This window comes from Acidobacteriota bacterium (genome assembly GCA_040754075.1).
Lineage (GTDB): Bacteria > Acidobacteriota > Blastocatellia > UBA7656 > UBA7656 > JBFMDH01.
Map to the genome: position 1 here is coordinate 20,267 of JBFMDH010000043.1, position 17,294 is coordinate 37,560.

Here is a 17,294-nt window from a genome sequence, read left to right on the forward strand (position 1 = left end):
AAGGATGGTACGATATGAACAACGAACGAAAGAAAAAAATGATTGTCCTTGACCCCAATGCCAGAAGTCCTCGCGCGTTGGAATTTGAAGCCGGGTTGCGTCATCGCGTCATTGGTCAAGACCGGGCGGTGCGCAGCATGACCGCGCTCTATCAAGTCTTTCAAGCGGGTATGACCAATCAAACCAAACCCATCGGCACCATGTTATTTTTAGGGCCGACCGGTTCGGGCAAAACCCATGTGGTCGAAGCCGCAGCCGAAATGATGTTCACTGACCCGAATGCGGTAATCAAAATTGATTGTGCCGAATTTCAACATTCGCATGAAATTGCCAAACTGATTGGTTCTCCTCCGGGCTATCTCGGACATCGCGAAACTTCACCATTGCTCAGTCAGGAAAATCTCGACAAGTTCAGAACCGAAGAGAATCCTTTTACATTGGTTTTGTTTGATGAAATCGAAAAAGCCTCTGACGCCTTGTGGCAACTGTTGCTTGGCGTTTTAGACAAAGGAAGACTCACACTCGGTGATAACCGCACCGTCGATTTTTCACAGACGATTATTATTATGACCTCGAATCTCGGTGCCAAAGAGATGAGCGAACTCATCACCGGTTCCATCGGCTTTGCGCCATCGAAAAAGAGTGAACTCCAGGAATCCGAACTCGACCAGAAAATTTATCGCACGGCGATGGATGCCGCGCGCCGCAAATTTTCACCTGAGTTTATGAATCGTATTGATAAAACAGTAGTATTCCGTAGCCTCAAGGAAGAGCAGTTGCGCATGATTCTCGACCTTGAACTCAAAAAAATCCAACGTCGCATCAACGACGGCATGTGCGACCGTTTCACTTTCAAAGTGACGGATGAAGCCAAAGACTTTTTATTAAGTGAAGGCACCGAACTTCGCTATGGTGCGCGCCATTTGAAACGCGCTGTGGAAAGATTTGTAGTCACCCCGCTTGCCAACCTTGCTGCGACCAGACAAGCGCGAGTTGGCGATGTGATTGTGGTTGATATGAACGCGGAAACCGGTAAACTGGCATTTTTCCGCGATGAAGCCGAAGAGACACGCGCAGCCGCAGCTCTCGAAGCCGCTTTTGCGTTCGGGAAAGCTGATGAATCGCGTATCGCTGCATAACACTCAAGCAAAAATTGAGTGCATAAAAAGAAGGCTGGCAAGTTTGAACTTGCCAGCCTTTAAATTTTGGCACCATCACAAGAGCCGTAAAATTTTATTTCGCCCTAAAATCTCCGCCATAAATTTCCCGGTAAACTCTGATCGCTTCATCTTCCGAAGGCAGGCGCAGTCCGTCGGTAAAGCGATTCATATAAGCGAAGTTGCAGGTTTGCAGTAAAATTTCCAGAGCCCCCTGTTCCTTAAATTCGCGTTTCAACTTTTCATAATCATCATCAGTAATCCCTGCTGGCATAGCGGTTGATTTGCGCGCAAAAGTGACCGCCGTGAGTTCGCGTGGCGTCAGCCTGGAATCGTCTTTTTTCATCGCCATCAATTTCGCCGGGTCAACATTTAAACGCCTGAGTCCGAGCACCTGATGCAGCGTACAATAACGACAACCATTCGCCATTGAAACCGCAAACGAAACGTGAAGTTTGATTTCACGACTGACCTCTGCGTATTCGCGCGCCGCTGTGCCGTAAGCGCGCCAGGCTGCGTACATATCCGGCACTTGAATCATCGCGCGTTGTGAATTGGCGATGCCAAGTCCCAGACCCGATGCCGGTGAGGTGTTGCTCCTGGAAGCCGCAAACACATCACTGATGGCATTCATCTCTTCATCGGAAATCAACGCAATGCGCGCCGCCGGTGGTTCATATTTTTTCGTCGATTTAGTCGCAGGCGTATCAAGCGCCCACGCTTCAACCGGCAAATTCAAGCCTTCGCAAAATCGCGTGAAGTAGTTAAAGAAACAGACGGTCATGGTCAGTTCGACGATTTGCGAATCATTGAAATAAGCGCGGGTTTTTTGAAAATCTTCATCGCTGACGCCGTGAACATCTGCGGTTAAAAGTTCGGCATATTTCACAGCCATTTGCTCAGCTACAGGCATCGCGGCAAAATCATTTGACCTGAGACAAACGAGCATTTTCTGACCGCGTTCGCTGGCTTTCAAAAATCTTTGCAGATGCGCTGCAACATAAGGACTCGCGTGAAGCTGCGCGATTTTTAGTCCCATACTCATTTTGAGTTCGGGCGCAAGCGTCCCGCCATAGAGAAAGGTTTTAACCAAACGTGCCATCGGTTTTACAGCATTCGGCAAATTCGCAATGGCGCGAAGGTAATTGGGGATGCGCCCGCTTTCGGCAGGTTCCAATCCATCGATGCCTTTAAGCAGTTCGGAAGATTCTGCAACTAGTGCCACACGCGACCCGGCACCCACTCGTTTTTTCGCGAGCGCGTCAAGTTTCGTAAAATCCATGACCGCATCACTCGCTTTTTTATCTGCGGCTAAAGTCCGCGAGGCAAAATTTGCAAACGCCAACAACACAATCAAACAGACGGTAATCAATCTAAAAAAACGCATAAGCAAGCTCCTGTAATCTTCAATAGCGGCGTTTTCTAAAGGCGGCTATTTTTCAAAGTGAACAATTCATCAACTCAGCATTTCATAACTGAAAAAGAAGCGACCGACCTGCATCATCCCTTTGCCCTTTTCCGGCGGGAGGATGGCAAACGAGCGCACGGCAACCCGCCGCGTTTCTTTAATCGCTTTTACTGCGCCGACCAATTTGCCGGTTGCCGCTTCATAAAATTTGACCTCAAGCGAATCATCATCAATGCGCCGGGTGCCGAACACATATTCACCGGCAGGCAATTTCACGTCGCCGGTTTTGATGGCAACCTGATTGAAAAAGAAGTGTGAGTATTTGCCATCTGCCGCATAGCCTGCGGTGATGATGACCACCGCGGCAATGAATTTTCCCTGCCCGTCGGTAATGCCTGTGGCAGTGCGGAATTCGGTTTCGATGCGCTCTTTTTCAACCGGCGCGCGGTCAGGAATCACCTTTGCCAATTCTTTTTCCGTTGCCTGACGCCAGGCGGAACCCTGGGCAAAACCGGGCAACGAAAAAGTCAAAATCATAAACAATGCAAGGATGTTTTTCATAAGCTTAACCTTGAGACGACGCTTTCAATCAACTGCTCAGCGACCGATTGGTTATATCGAAAGCGCCGTCGGTTTTTGATTAACTAAAAGACGAATCGCAAACTGGCTTGCAGGGTGCGCGCTTCAAAGGCTTGTGTGGATTTACCGAACGGCGAAGTTTTAGAAAATGTCCCATCGGCTTGCAAAGCCAAAGACAAATCGGTGTTCGGCAAATAGAGATTCACATTGTTGAAGGCGTTGAATGCTTCGATGCGAAATTGCAATTGTCTTTCGCCACCGATAATAAAATTTCTTGCCAGTGCGAAATCCACGGTCGTGTAGCGCGGGCCGCGAAAGGTATTTCTGCCGAGTGTGCCATTGCGTCCCGCTGGAGGTTTCGGAAAAATCGTCGGGTCAAAGAGTCCATTTAAAAAATCGCTCTTGCCGAACGAACCTTTTATTGCACCCGCCGCCGGGGCATCCGGTCGGTCATAAAATCCGCCGCCAACCGCACCGCCGCCGCCATCGGCGTTGTAATCGCCGCCGGCGCGAAACGAAGCGCCATTCCACACCGAAAACGGGCGACCGGATTGTGCCGTCACAATGGTTGAAATCTGCCAGTTGCGTCCCAATTGATCGAGGAAACCATCGCTTTTGAAAAATACCGGCACCCAAATAAACGACGCAGAAAAGCGATGCGGAATATCGAAGAGGGAACGCCCGCGCTCGCATTTTAAACAACTGACATCCTGCGCGCCTTTGCCCGGTTCGGAATTATCCGCAAATTGTCCGGTCGAAGTATCCGATGAAGTATCGAGCCATTTCGACCAGCGATAATTCGCCTGCAAGGAAAACCCTCTGGCGAAGTTGTGGCGAACCTCTGCGGTCATGGCATTGTAATTTGAAGTTACGCCGTTAGTGACAAACAGCAGCGGCCCGAAATTCGGATTGATGCGGTCCTCCCGACCATCGAGCAAATCGCCCGCAAAACGATTCACGTCATCAATGCGTTCGAGGTTGATGCCATTGGTGCCGACATAGCCGATTTCAACGATCCAGTTTTTGATGATTTCGCGTTGCACATTCAAAAACCAGCTTTCGCTGTACTGGGTTTTAATATCGGGATTGACCACAAACCCTGTGATGCGAATCGGCGGTTCGCCCGGACGACTGATAACCCCGCCTTTATCATTCAACCCGCGAGCAAATTCCGCATTGAACGGCACAGGAATGTTGTAAAGAATCTGCGTGCCGATGCGGCTTGATGGTTGAATCACCCCTTGAATGGCATCGGGCGGCAAGGCGCGCGCGCCGGAAATCGATTGTCCGTGATGCGGTTGGTAAGCCACGCTGAAACCGGCTCTCAGAGCCGTTTTCCCGTCACCTGTGGGATCAAATGATAATCCGATGCGCGGCGAGAAATTTTTCTTCTCAGGGTTGTAGAGCCGGTCAACTCGTTTGATAGCGGCATTCGCCAGCCGTTCACGGAAATTCGCGCCTTCACCAAACACAATGGATGAAAGCCGGTCTTCGCGTTCCGACACGGTTCCGAAATAGTCATGCCGTAAACCTAAACTGAGATTCAATCGGGAACTGATTCGCCAATCGTGTTGCCAGAAAATGCCGCTTTCGTATTGCGCGAAGTAACGCGGAAAGGCAACAGGCTCGCCGGTTGTCGGGTCTACGGTGAGCGTCTGGCGAAACGGTTTATCGGCAGCAAAATCGGCAAGATTATTGAATGCGAATGCGCCCGCGCTTGGCGGGCCAATCGATAGTCCTTTGGTGACTTTGCGAAACTCAAATCCAAAACGCATTGAATGGCGACCTCTGTCTAACGTCGCGGTGTCGCGCACTTCATAAGTTTTGAGCAGCGATTGACCGACGAAAATATCACCGAATGGCGCGGTCATTCCGGTGATGGTGATATCCGGCACAACGGCGTTTTCGTTGCCGCGTGTCGCATCAATCGATTGATAAGCGAATCGCGCATCATTGACGAAGCGGTCAAAGATGTGAAGGTGTCCAATATTGAGATTGCCGAACGTGCCATCGAAGGGGCCACGAGAGCCGCGAATCGCTTTGCCCCGGGTGGCGCGCGATGAACTCGTGCCGCCTTCGTCGCGTTGATATTCGGCAATCCATCTGCCGGTCAATTTGTCCTTGCTTTGATTAAACGAGTGGTCGAGGCGAACCAGATATTGGTCGAAACGCACGTAATCTTTGAGCGTGACGGCAGCGCGACCGAGCGCCGGGATGACGCCTTGCGGGGTTGTCAGGTTGGTCTGGTCTGCGTATCGGTTATTGCCTGAGCCGGGCAAGGGAGTGGGCGCAGGAAATTCTTTCAACAATCGTGCGGCGACGCTGTTAGGCGCAGTACGAAAAACATAATCCCGAAATTCAGGCGTCTCGACCTGAAAAGTCAACGCCTGCCCTGTAGCGTTGCGCGTGCCTTCGTATGAAGCGAAGAAAAAAGTTTTATCTTTGACAACGGGTCCGCCGAAATTTGCCCCGAATTGATTGAATGTGAGCGGCGCGCGTCGGGTTGAAAAAAAGTTGCGCGCATTCAATGCCGCATTGCGATGGTATTCCCAGAGTTTTCCATGAAATCCGTTGGTTCCCGATTTGGTTCTGAGATTAATGACCGCGCCGTTGCCGCGTCCGAACTCGCCGGAAAAGTTGCCGGTCTGCACCTGAACTTCTTCGAGCGATTCGAGACTTGGCACAATCGCCGGTTCGCCGCTGTTGTTCGGATTGGAATTCATGGCGCCATCCAAAACATAGTTATTGCCGCGATAGCGATTGCCGTTGACGGTGATGACCGGCGAGTTAGTGAGTTTGGTTGAAGAAGCCGCGCCCGGAATTGCCGTTGCCCCGGCGCTCAATTTCGGAAGCAGAAAAACATCGCGTTGCGCGAGCGGCAGGTTATTGATTTCACTTTGTACGAAGGTATCTGAAAGGCGGCCTTCGGTGGCGACGGGAATTTTTATGTCGCTGCCACTGACCTCGACCTTTTCGGTGACTTCACCGATTTCGAGTTTGATGTTGAGTTCGGTGACTTGCCCGACATTGAGTTTGAGTCCCGCCTGTTCAAAGGTTTTGAATCCCGGCACGCGCACATAAATCGTGTATGCGCCGGAAGGCAGCGCGGCGATAAAAAATGCGCCGTTATCATCGGTCGCAGTTGAACGCACCTGCCCGGTGCTTTCGTTTTTAACGACGACCGGCGAAGCGGCAACGACGCTGCCGGTGGTATCGGCGACCACACCTTTGAGGGTAGATTCGGTTAATTGTGCAAGAGCGGAAAAGGGAAACAGAAAAAGCAGGAGCGCAACGATACCCGCGCTGCAACCTCGTAAATATTTGATTGTCATGTGCCTACTCCAAATTTGTTTGGAGCGAACACCTTATTAAAAGCCGATTATTTTTATTGTTATTTTTTTACGGTATTGCCGGAACCCGTGTTGAGGGCATACAGCTTACTCAATGAGTGAAAGTTCGTCAAATGTTTGACAAAGAAAAACAGGTCGCAAACTTATTCAAAGCGAAACTCAATAACCCAACGCATCGCGTTGGGTTTAGATTCGATGCTTGAAAAGTGTGTGCCTCACGTTTTGGGGCGATGCTCCAAGCTATTGAATGGCGCTCCTTCGGAGCTTTGTCGCGGATTTAATTTCAGGATTGTTTTGCAACCTTGCTGTGCGACACCCCGGCAAGCGCGAGAACTTCTACTTCGCCGACGCCGACCGAGGAAGCGATTTTACCTTCCGCATCAATCAACACCGCAGAAGGCGTTCCCGATGCGCCAAAGGCTTCGCCGGTTTTGAATTTGTCATCCAGCAGAATCGGCGATTGCAAACCTTGTTCGGAAAGTTGTTCGGCGCTGCCACTGGAAACGATAACCAAACGGGTGCCGTTTGCCGGTCGCGCTTCAAGCGATTTCACTTCATCCAACATCGCATTGCAAAAACCGCAGTTCGGACTCCAGAAAAGCAGTAAAGTTTTCTTGTTGAAAAAATCCGAGAGCGTAACCGGGTTGCCCGCTAAATCCGGCAATTCAACGTGTGGCGCTTTATCGCCGATGGTCGGCTTGATGCTTTCCAAATCGCCCTGTGCAGACGACGGCTTGGAAAACCAGGGCTTGGTTTCATTCAGGCTGGTGACGTGGTCGAAAAGTTTTTTGATCTGTTCGGTTCCATAGGCGACCTGGCTGCCGATAACCCCGTCGGCTTTGACGAGTATCGCGCCCGGCGTCCACTGTGCCAGATAAGCGTCAGCGATTTCCGATTCGTTTTGCAGGAGCACATAGTCAATGCCGTAATCGGCAAACTTCGTCTGATTTTCTGCAAGCGCACCTTTGCTGATGAGCGCGAAAGTGAAACGGTCAGCCAATTCTTTTTGCCAGCGTTCTAAATCCGGCAGCAGCGTCGCGCAGGGCGAGCACGTAGGCGAAACAAAAAACAGCATCAGCGGGTTGCCTTTCGCGAGCAGCGACTGTAAAGCGATTTCGCCGCCATCAAGGCTTGCTAAAGCGAACTCCGGCGCAGGCGCGCCCACCGGCAAGTGTTGCGTGGGCGGCGTGACATCTTCACGGGTGATCGTTTCTGGTTTATCTTCGCCGAGCAAATCGTTTTTCAAGCCTTCGAGATTTTTGACAATCGACAGTTGTTGGTTGAGCAGTTGTTTGAGGGTGATGGCGATGAAAGCTAACACTGCAAGGATGGCGATATTGATGAAAAGCTCAAGTTTTCCGGTCACTGTAAAATCCTCTCCCGATTTAAAAATATCCATTCCTGCATTATTTTTGCCCTGAATGATAACCAACAGAGCGAGCGCGGAAAAAATTAAATTGCGCATAACCAATGTCCAACTGATGGGTTCGGAATGCACCTGCCCGAAACAGTTGCAATCGGGTTGGCGTCCGCGCACAAGGTTCACACTGATGCCAATAATAAATAGTCCTAAAAGCGATAATGCCGCAATCGCCGCAACCCAGGCGGACTCGATAAATAATAAACCGACAGCGGTGATGATTTCCGCAACCGGCAACATCCAACCAACAGAATTTGCCAGACGCTCGGGAACCCCAAACCCGGCGACCGCTTTTCGCGATGCCGTTAAATCCGCAAGCTTGGAAACCCCTGCAACTCCGAACACAACAGCAAGCGCGAGCCTGATTAGCAAAAGAATAATGTCCATATCTTTGAAATTGAATGAGCGTAAACGCCCTAAGAATAACCACTGCTTTTTATCTGAGCAATTCTTAACCGACGGCGGCGAGTCCGAATTTGGCTTGGGCTTTGACGTGTTCAACCAGCTTTGCCGTATCGCGTGAATTGCGCCGTTCGTTGAGCAGGTAATCCGCCGCGCGTTTTGCCGTTTCAACCAGTTCGCGGTCGCGCACGATATTGCCGATGCGAAAGGTCGGGATGCCCGATTGCCGTGTGCCCATCACTTCGCCGGGTCCGCGAATTTCCAAATCTTTTTCCGACACCTTAAACCCATCATTCGTCAGTTCCATAATCGAAAGCCGCTCACGCGCTTCGCTGGTGCGTTTATCGCCCGCCAGCAAAATGCAGTAAGCCTGTGCATCGCCGCGCCCGACGCGCCCGCGCAATTGATGGAGTTGCGATAATCCGAAGCGTTCGGCGTGTTCAATCAAAATTACATTGGCATTGGGCACATCGACGCCGACTTCAATCACCGTGGTTGCAACCAGTATATGTGAAGCGCCGCGCCGGAAATCATCCATCACCGCATCCTTTTCTTCCTGCTTCATCTTGCCGTGAATCAGTCCGACTTTGAAAGTTGGAAAGACGGCGGTTTGCAAATGTTCAGCCATCTGTGTGGCGTTCAATAAATCAAGTTTTTCCGATTCTTCGACCAGTGGATAAACGATGTAAACCTGTTGCCCCTGGCGAATAATGTCATCGAGGAAATGATAAATTTTGGTGCGCGCATCTTCGCCGCGAACTTTGGTGATAATCGGCTTTCTGCCCGGCGGCATCTCGTCAATCACAGACACATCAAGGTCGCCGTAAATCGTCATCGTAAGACTTCGCGGAATCGGCGTTGCCGTCATCACCAAAGTATCGGGATTATAACCGCGATTCATTAACTCTGCGCGTTGCATCACGCCGAAGCGATGCTGTTCGTCAATCACCACAAATCCGAGTTTGGAAAATTTCACGCCCTCCTGAATCAAAGCGTGAGTGCCGATGACGAAATCGACTTCGCCCGCTTCAATTGCCGCGTGAATGTCGCGTTTGCGCGCGGCGGTAAACGAGCCGGTCAAAAGCTCTACACGATAAGGCGATTTCGCCAGAATGCCTTTGGTGGTTTTGGCATGCTGTTCAGCGAGAATTTCCGTTGGCACCATGAGCGCCGATTGATAGCCGTTTTCAATTGCCACTATGGCGGCTTGCACGGCGATGATGGTTTTTCCCGATCCGACATCGCCCTGTAACAAGCGATTCATCGGCTTCAAGCTGGTCATATCATCGACAATCTCTTTCAACACGCGCTTCTGGGCATTCGTCGGTTTAAACGGCAAAATGCTGCGCACGGCGTCGCGCACGCGGTCATTGATTTCGATGAGCGTTCCCTTAGTCGAGGCTTCACGCCCTTGACGGCGAAGCCCCATCGCAAACGCCAGCCAGAAAAATTCTTCAAATATCAAACGACGATGCGCGGGCGATTGATACTCGTTATAAAGCGCAAGCGGCGCGTCTTCCGATGGGAAATGAATTTGTCGAAAAGCATCGGCGCGGGAAATCAAATCGGCGCGATGAAGAATATCTATTGGCAGTTGTTCTTCAAATTCCGACCAGTCGAGTTTTTGCAAAACGTGATACATCACCGAGCGCAACTGTTTCGAGCGAATTTCACCGAGTTTGCGATAGACCGGCACGCGCCGACCTGTGTGAATGGGTTCGGCATCTTCGTCGTCATTGACGAATTCGTAATCGGGATTTTCGACTTCAAAGAAACCGCGCCGCCCGCGTTTCCATTGCCCGTAAAGTAAAACTTTGCGCCCGCGAGGAAATGAATTTTGCAGGTACGCCTGATTCCACCAGTAAGCGCGAATCTGCCCCGATTCATCGACGCCGGAAAATTCAAAGATGCGCAGTTTGCCGCCCTTCACGGCATAAGTTCCGGCAATGCGGACTTCGACTTCGATGGTGGCAAATTCGTTATGCTGCAACTGGCGTATGCGCGTGAGATTCGAGCGGTCTTCGTAACGCATCGGCAGATAGTTGAGCAAATCATCAACTGTGACTTTCAAGGCATTGGGTTCACCAACGGTGGCGGCAACCCCGGCGGCAAGTTTCTGCGCGGTCTTGGTTGCAACACGCGGAATCTCGTGCAGGTGAAGTTGATAAAGTGGCGTTGATAGTTTGAGCATAAAGACATTTATAGAAAAGAAGGGGAGAAGGGGAGAAAGAGAGAGGGGGATGATAACCTTCGGTAACTTGCAATTGTGAGTCGTATTAAAAATGCTCCCCTACTCCCTTTCTCCCTTTCTCCCCCTCTCCCTTTCTCCCCCTCTCCCTTTCTCCTTCTTTGTCTCTGTGGTTTTCATAATTCTGATGACGCGAAAATTCTAGGGTGAGTAAACTGGCAGGTCAAACGCATTGGGCGAATTCAAAACGGATTGTTAAAATCTCGGCTATGAAACAGCTCGCTTACTTCACAGTCCTTTTAATCGTCTTAATTTTCGGTTCAACGCAGGCGCGCGCGGCTGGGCAAACCCTGCGGCTCGATTATTTTCATACCGGCAATGCAGCGCAGGAATTGTTCAGCCTTGACCGCGTGGTTATGGAACCGCTCGCCTGGGCTGGGCATATGAACCGCGCGGTTGATGATACCAATCTGGGCAAATATTATTTTGAAGTCATTGACCGCGCGACCAACCGCGTCATCTATTCGCGCGGCTTTGCTTCGATTTATGGTGAATGGGAAACTACCGATGAAGCCAAAAAACTCAATCGCACCTTTCATGAATCCTTCAGGTTTCCTGCGCCTGCGGCAGCGGTGCAAATCGTTTTGAAAAAACGCGACGCCAACAATGCTTTTCAACAAATCTGGTCACTCATCGTTGACCCTAAAGATATATTCATTGATCGAGCGAAAATGGTTGCGCCCGCGCCGGTCATTGAAATTCAAAAGGCAGGCGACCCGGCAACCAAAGTCGATTTTTTAATTATGGGCGATGGCTACACCGCAGCCGAATCGAAGAAATTTGAAAGTGATGTGCGAAGGCTGGTTGAAATCCTCTTTGCGACTTCGCCATTCAAAGAGCGCCGTCAGGATTTCAATATCTGGGCAATCTGTCCGCCCGCAATCGAATCGGGCATCTCGCGACCTTCGACCGGCATTCATCGCCGCTCACCACTTGGCGCAACCTATGATGCGTTCGGTTCCGAGCGCTATGTTTTGACGTTTGATAACCGCGCGTGGCGCGAGGTCGCGCAGTTTGCGCCGTATGAGTTTGTCGAAATCATCACCAACACGCGCACCTATGGCGGCGGCGGAATATTCGCTCTCTACAGCACGGTTGCCGCAGACAGCGAACAAGCGCCGTATGTTTTCGTTCACGAATTCGGGCATCATTTCGCGGGACTTGCCGATGAATACTACACCTCGCCTGTCGCATATGCGCCGGTCGGTGAACGCGCGGAACCCTGGGAACCAAATGTCACGGCATTGCTTGACCCGAAAAATTTGAAGTGGAAAGACCTGATGGAACCGACGACGCCGATTCCGACGCCCTGGCAAAAAGAGGAATTCGATAAACGTTCGCTTGAATATCAAAGGCGTCGCGCCCAGATTCGCGCCGAAAATCGCCCGGAAGAGGTGATGGAAGCCTTGTTTCGCGAGAGCCGCGAATTTGAAGTGCAACTTTTTGCCAAAGAAAAATATTTCGGCAAAGTCGGCGCATTTGAAGGCGCGATGTACGAAGCCAAAGGTTATTATCGCCCCGAAGTCGATTGCATTATGTTCACGCGCAGCAAGGCGTTTTGCAAAGTTTGCAGTCGCGCTATCGAACGGGTGATTGATTTGTACGCGAAATAAGTTTGCCGTTCGCTTTGCCAGGGTTGGCAGAGAATACGGAACCAACGGAAATAACCGAACAGACGGAAAATCTCAAAAGTGGCTACAGAAAACCGGAAACCACTATAATTTCTACTTCTGCGCCAACGGAAACCAAACGTTATTCCTACGGTTGATTTCAGCCGTTTAATTTTCCGTTTGTTCCGTTTCATTCCGTCTGTTCCGTAGTTTCTAAAAAAGTTTGAAAGCTGTGGGTGATGAAATTCACAGGAGCGCAACTATGTTTTTAAACGATGTCGAAAATAAAGCGGGCAATACCGATTACCACGAACGCATCGCCCATATGCGAGCGCATGATTTGCCGGTGCCGCAAATCTGGCACTTGTTTGCTTTCAAACCGCAGATGACCGAACATCTGGCGCGTTTTACTGAAGAAGTGATGCGCGGCGCGTCGCCGCTTTCGGCAGGCATGCGGGAACTCATTGCCGCTTTCACGTCGCGGCGCAATGATTGCCCTTTCTGAATCGGCGCACACGCGGCGGGCGCTGCGGAAACTTTAGGTGACGCGAAACTGGTCGAGGAAGTCCTGAGCGATTACCGTTCATCGCGTCTCACCGATGCAGAAAAAGCTTTGTTTGCCTTCATTGAAAAAGTAAACTCGGCATCGAATCAAATCCGCCAAGCGGACATTGACGAATTGAAAACCTTTGGCTGGACGGACGAAGCGATTTACGATGCCATCACGGTTTGTGCGTTGTTCAATTTTTACAATCGCTGGAACGATGCCGCCGGAACCGAAGATATGCCGGCGTTCGCTTATGAAATGTCGGGCAAACGCATCGCTTCGCACGGATATTTTCAAGAGGAGAAGAAGTAGGCAGTAGGCAGTAGGCGGTAGGCAGTTGCCGACATCACCAAAATTGTGATGAATGCAGGTGGAGAACCTTCATTACGATTGATGACAGAGACTGCCTGCTGCCTACCGCCTACTGCCTACTAAGTCATGCCGTTCACATCGGGCACATACATCGGGTATTACAAAATCACCCACTCGCTGGGTTCGGGCGGGATGGGTGAAATTTATCTTGCCGAAGACACTCGCCTGGATCGCAAAGTGGCGCTCAAAATTTTGCCGAATGATTTGATTCAGGATAAAAAACGGTTGTCGCGTTTTGAACAGGAAGCCCGCGCCGTTTCTGCGCTCAATCATCCCAATATCATCACCCTTCATGAAATTGGCAAAACCGAACAGGCGCATTTTCTGGTAACTGAATTCATCGAAGGCGAAACCCTGCGCCAGCGACTGAGCCATTCACGCATGGAATTGCTTGAGGTGGTCGATGTGGCGATGCAAACCGCCAATGCCCTGGTTGCCGCACATCAGGCGCGAATCATTCATCGCGACATCAAACCCGATAACATCATGTTGCGTCCCGATGGTTACGTGAAAGTTTTGGATTTCGGCATCGCCAAACTGACACAGGAATTTGCCAGTCCCAGTTCGCTTGACCTTGATTCGGAAGAGACGTTGATGCAAACCGCCGTAAAGACCGAGCCGGGCATGATTATCGGCAGCCCGAATTACATGTCGCCCGAACAGGCGCGCGGTCTGGCGGTTGATGAGCGCACGGATATTTTCAGTCTTGGCGTTTGCCTTTATGAAATGCTTGCCCGCCGTCGCCCGTTTCAAGGCGAAACCGTCAGCGATTTGATTGTTGCCATTTTGACGAAAGAGCCTGCGCCGCTTGCTCAGTACGTGCCGGAAATTCCTCTGCGATTGGAACAGGCAATCAAAAAGGCTCTGGCAAAAGAGGTGAGCGAACGTTATCAAACGGTTGCGGAAATGCTCGCGGATTTAAAGCGCGTCAAATATCGTCTGGAATATCAGGCAGGAATGGAACCCTCACTGCCGCCTGAACCGAGCAGCCCACCAACCGGCGAACGCCGGCAAATCAACACCAGTGAAGATTTGAAAGCGACGGTTGAAATGTCCGAAACCGAATTGCTGCATAGCGGCGAAACCGAAAAAGTGGTTTCGCAAACCATTCAGCAACCGGCGAGTAAAAAATATTACTGGATAGGTGGCGCGCTGATGTTGCTGGTTGCGGCGATTGCGGTGATTTTTTTCATAAGCAATAAAGCGCAGGGAAAAATCAATTCGCTTGCGGTGTTGCCGTTTACCAATATAAGCGGCGATGCGGCAAAAGATTATTTGTCGGATGGCATTGCCGAAAGCCTCATCAATCATCTGTCGCGTTCTTCGCATTTGAAAGTGATGTCGCGCAATTCGACATTTCAATATCGCGGGCAACCGGATGCGCGGGAAATCCAACGCGCCCTTGGCGTCGATGCGGTGTTGATGGGCAGAGTCAATGAACAAGCCGATGAAGTGATTATCAATGCCGAACTCATCGATGCGCGCGACAATTCGCAAATCTGGGGCGAACGCTACACGCGAAAACGCGCCGATTTGCTTACTCTGCAAGAAGAGATTGCCCGGCAAGTTGCTGGCCATCTCAATCTCACATTGACCAGCGAAGAGCAAAAGCAACTGGTAAAATCACAGCCCGCAAATTCCGAAGCCTTCGATTTCTATTTGCGCGGGCGTTATCAATGGAATAAACGCACGCCTGCGGCAATGGAAAGCGGTATCGAATATTTCAAACAGGCGATTGCCGAGGACCCGGCTTATGCGCTCGCCTTTGCAGGGATGGCGGATTGTTATTCGCTGCTTGGCGAATATGGCAAGATGCCAACGACCGAGTCTTCGCCGCTGGCAAAAGCTGCCGCCATCAAAGCCCTGGAACTTGATGACTCGCTTGCCGAGGCGCATACCTCGCTTGCGGCGGTCTATGAATATGAATGGAACTGGGCAGAAGCCGAAAAGGAATACCGGTTGGCGATTGCCAAAAATATAAATTATGCGACGGCGCATCACTGGTACGGCATCTTTTTAAGCAGCATGGGGCGTCACGATGAAGCCTATGTGACGTTGAAAAAGGCTGTTGAACTTGACCCGCTGTCAATGATTATCAACACCGGCTTGGGTAGAGCTTTGTGCAGCGCCCGGCGTTATGATGAAGCGGCTTTACAATTGCAGAAAACCCTGGCGATTGAACCGAATTTTGCCGAAGGTCATTTTCAACTGGCGCTGGTGTATGAAGGTCAGGGCAAATATACGGAGGCGGCAGCGGCATTTACGCGGGCGCTTGAACTTTTTCAAGACCCGACTATGAAAGGATGGGTGGCGCGTGAATATGCCATTGCGGGGAAGAGAACCGAGGCAACAAAAATTCTCAACGAGTTGCAAACCCTTGGCAAACAACAATACGTTTCGCCCTATATGATTGCCATTGTCTATGCGGCGATGAATGAGCGTGACCGCGCCTTTGAGTGGCTCGATAAAGTGTGTGAGGAAAAATCGTATTATGTCGTCTGGCTCAAAGTTGACCCGGTGTTTGATGGCTTTCGCAGCGACCCGCGGTTTCAAAGCATTCTGCAACGCATCGGCTTGCCGCAATAAAATTTCTTAACCAATCACCAAAAACAACCGTTGAAAACAGGGTCTCTGACCGTGAGGGAAAAGGTGATTCTCAATCAGAGAAGGCGCAAGACGGAGAACGAAACGAGGAAGTTTCTAAGCGCTCACCGTGTCCCACACTTTCTTCACAAACGCTTCGCTCTCACTCTTGCGCCTTCTCAAAAATCGATCACTTTAGACACACCTCACCTTAAAAGATGAAGTGAATGGGTGAGGAAATTATATCGATTTATAAAATTGCCATTGGTAATTGGGAGAGTGACCAATGCCTATATTCATTCAGATTTTTAAATAACCATTACTCCACAATTTTTATTTCTATCGTTAGCGTACCGGCAATTAGCTTTGCACACCCTGTGCCAGCCGCCCAATGCTTTGCAAAACCTTTGCTAAATCACTAATAAATGCCGCTTTACCGGACAGATGAGAAAACCGTGGAGAGTGATTGGTAAAAATTTCGGGGCGTTTGTGGGAAGTGATTTTCAATTCATTTGGAAAGAAAGTATCTAGTGTGGGAAATCGTTATACAATTTTTGTCGGAATAAATTTCAAGCGGGCAAATCATCATTCGCCGGTAAGTGAACCCGTTTCACCGATGTAAGCCCGGCAAAGTTTAATAAACGATTTGACCACCGGTGGGGTGTAAGCGCTTTTTAAATAAGCGGTGCCGAGTTCCCATTTCAAATGCAAATCGCGAATGCGCAGCATTGCCAGCCGCCCACGCCTGACCTCACCCTGCACGGCAGATTGCGGCAAGATGGTTACGCCGAAATCGCGTTCAACCATTTTTAATATCGCTTCGGTGCGTTGAAGTTCCATTACCACTGCCGGTGAAATGCCGCTCTTTTCAAAAAAGAGATCAATCAGACGGCGGGTATTGCCGCCTTTTTCGCCCAGAATCAGCGGTTCGTTGGTCAACTGGTCAGCCGAAATCAAGCGGGCTTTGGCAAGCCGGTGTTGCGGATTGAGGACGACGACCAATCGGTCGCTTCTCAGGGTTTCGGTAAGCACATCGGAACTTTCAACCGGCAAGGAAACCAAGCCGGCATCCATTTTATTTTCGGTGATCTGTTGGATAATCCATTCACTGGTGCCGCCAATCACCGATAAATCAAGCGGCGTGTGATGGCTTTTGATTTCGCTCAAAATTTCCGGAAGCGGGCGCACGGTGATTGCGGTTGATGCCACCCCGATGTGCAAACGCGCTTTGGCAACCTGGGTCATCACCGCCAGTTCATTTTTTGCGGCGTCATAAGCGCGCAGGATTTTTTCGGCGTGGGTGAGCAAAACTTTTCCGGCATCGGTCAAAATCAACCGCTTGTTGACGCGCAGGAAAAGCGGCGTGCCAATCTCTTCTTCGAGTTGTTTGATGTGAACACTGACGGCGGCTTGCGTGAGGTGCACGCGCGCCGCTGCACTGGTGAAAGAGCCTGCGTCGGCAACCGCTTTGAAGGTCTTGAGAAGTCTCTGCTCCATCGGAATAAAGAAGTATCGCCGCAATCTTAAAAGAAATAGGCATTGAAGACAACACAGATAACCGCGTAGCGACAAGGATAACGGGCGTTCAATCAAGGATATTCAGTTTTACTGGTAAAGT

At 50.5% G+C, this 17,294-nt stretch carries 11 protein-coding genes; 5 read left to right on the top strand and 6 right to left on the bottom strand.

Going from position 1 to position 17,294, the window contains the following annotated elements:
• Positions 1 to 14 precede the first annotated feature (14 nt).
• Positions 15 to 1,139 carry an AAA family ATPase gene (locus AB1757_28655; protein MEW6131035.1) on the top strand — a complete coding sequence of 375 codons (1,125 nt, stop codon included), beginning with the start codon at positions 15 to 17 and terminating at the stop codon, positions 1,137 to 1,139.
• A gap of 94 nt (positions 1,140 to 1,233) precedes the next feature.
• Here the strand turns inward: AB1757_28655 and AB1757_28660 are convergent, their stop codons facing one another.
• From AB1757_28660 to recG, 5 genes are all read right to left on the bottom strand, one after another.
• The gene (locus AB1757_28660) at positions 1,234 to 2,544 is read right to left on the bottom strand and encodes a carboxymuconolactone decarboxylase family protein (protein MEW6131036.1); all 1,311 of its coding nucleotides are present in this window, start codon (positions 2,542 to 2,544) and stop codon (positions 1,234 to 1,236) included.
• Positions 2,545 to 2,613: 69 nt separating this feature from the next.
• A complete protein-coding gene (locus tag AB1757_28665) occupies positions 2,614 to 3,126 on the bottom strand; it encodes a hypothetical protein (GenBank protein ID MEW6131037.1) in 513 nt (170 codons plus the stop codon).
• 83 nt (positions 3,127 to 3,209) lie between these two features.
• Positions 3,210 to 6,476 carry a carboxypeptidase regulatory-like domain-containing protein gene (locus AB1757_28670; protein MEW6131038.1) on the bottom strand — a complete coding sequence of 1,089 codons (3,267 nt, stop codon included), beginning with the start codon at positions 6,474 to 6,476 and terminating at the stop codon, positions 3,210 to 3,212.
• A 301-nt stretch (positions 6,477 to 6,777) separates the two neighbouring features.
• On the bottom strand, positions 6,778 to 8,301 hold the full coding sequence (locus AB1757_28675; protein MEW6131039.1) for a redoxin domain-containing protein: 1,524 nt from the start codon (positions 8,299 to 8,301) through the stop codon (positions 6,778 to 6,780).
• A gap of 64 nt (positions 8,302 to 8,365) precedes the next feature.
• Positions 8,366 to 10,507, bottom strand: coding sequence for an ATP-dependent DNA helicase RecG (gene recG / locus AB1757_28680; protein MEW6131040.1), 2,142 nt, complete (start codon positions 10,505 to 10,507; stop codon positions 8,366 to 8,368).
• A 266-nt stretch (positions 10,508 to 10,773) separates the two neighbouring features.
• On the opposite strand from recG, the gene AB1757_28685 reads away from it, so the two are divergent.
• From AB1757_28685 to AB1757_28700, 4 genes are all read left to right on the top strand, one after another.
• Positions 10,774 to 12,177 (top strand): IgA Peptidase M64, encoded by a 1,404-nt coding sequence (locus AB1757_28685; protein MEW6131041.1) that lies wholly within the window; start codon positions 10,774 to 10,776, stop codon positions 12,175 to 12,177.
• A gap of 259 nt (positions 12,178 to 12,436) precedes the next feature.
• Positions 12,437 to 12,679, top strand: coding sequence for a peroxidase (locus AB1757_28690; GenBank protein MEW6131042.1), 243 nt, complete (start codon positions 12,437 to 12,439; stop codon positions 12,677 to 12,679).
• Between the two features lie 108 nt (positions 12,680 to 12,787).
• On the top strand, positions 12,788 to 13,033 hold the full coding sequence (locus AB1757_28695) for a peroxidase (protein MEW6131043.1): 246 nt from the start codon (positions 12,788 to 12,790) through the stop codon (positions 13,031 to 13,033).
• A 126-nt stretch (positions 13,034 to 13,159) separates the two neighbouring features.
• Positions 13,160 to 15,679: a protein kinase gene (locus AB1757_28700; GenBank protein MEW6131044.1), complete on the top strand. Its 2,520-nt coding sequence runs from the start codon at positions 13,160 to 13,162 to the stop codon at positions 15,677 to 15,679.
• Positions 15,680 to 16,261: 582 nt separating this feature from the next.
• Here AB1757_28700 and AB1757_28705 read toward each other — a convergent pair.
• Positions 16,262 to 17,173 (bottom strand): LysR family transcriptional regulator, encoded by a 912-nt coding sequence (locus AB1757_28705; GenBank protein MEW6131045.1) that lies wholly within the window; start codon positions 17,171 to 17,173, stop codon positions 16,262 to 16,264.
• Between the last annotated feature and the right edge of the window lie 121 nt (positions 17,174 to 17,294).

Coding starts and splice junctions, on each gene's coding strand:
- AB1757_28660 (MEW6131036.1), bottom strand. CDS start 2,544: ATGCGTTTTTTTAGATTGATTACCGTCTGTTTGATTGTGTTGTTGGCG.
- AB1757_28655 (MEW6131035.1), top strand. CDS start 15: ATGAACAACGAACGAAAGAAAAAAATGATTGTCCTTGACCCCAATGCC.
- AB1757_28670 (MEW6131038.1), bottom strand. CDS start 6,476: ATGACAATCAAATATTTACGAGGTTGCAGCGCGGGTATCGTTGCGCTC.
- AB1757_28665 (MEW6131037.1), bottom strand. CDS start 3,126: ATGAAAAACATCCTTGCATTGTTTATGATTTTGACTTTTTCGTTGCCC.
- AB1757_28690 (MEW6131042.1), top strand. CDS start 12,437: ATGTTTTTAAACGATGTCGAAAATAAAGCGGGCAATACCGATTACCAC.
- AB1757_28675 (MEW6131039.1), bottom strand. CDS start 8,301: ATGGACATTATTCTTTTGCTAATCAGGCTCGCGCTTGCTGTTGTGTTC.
- recG (MEW6131040.1), bottom strand. CDS start 10,507: ATGCTCAAACTATCAACGCCACTTTATCAACTTCACCTGCACGAGATT.
- AB1757_28700 (MEW6131044.1), top strand. CDS start 13,160: ATGCCGTTCACATCGGGCACATACATCGGGTATTACAAAATCACCCAC.
- AB1757_28685 (MEW6131041.1), top strand. CDS start 10,774: ATGAAACAGCTCGCTTACTTCACAGTCCTTTTAATCGTCTTAATTTTC.
- AB1757_28705 (MEW6131045.1), bottom strand. CDS start 17,173: ATGGAGCAGAGACTTCTCAAGACCTTCAAAGCGGTTGCCGACGCAGGC.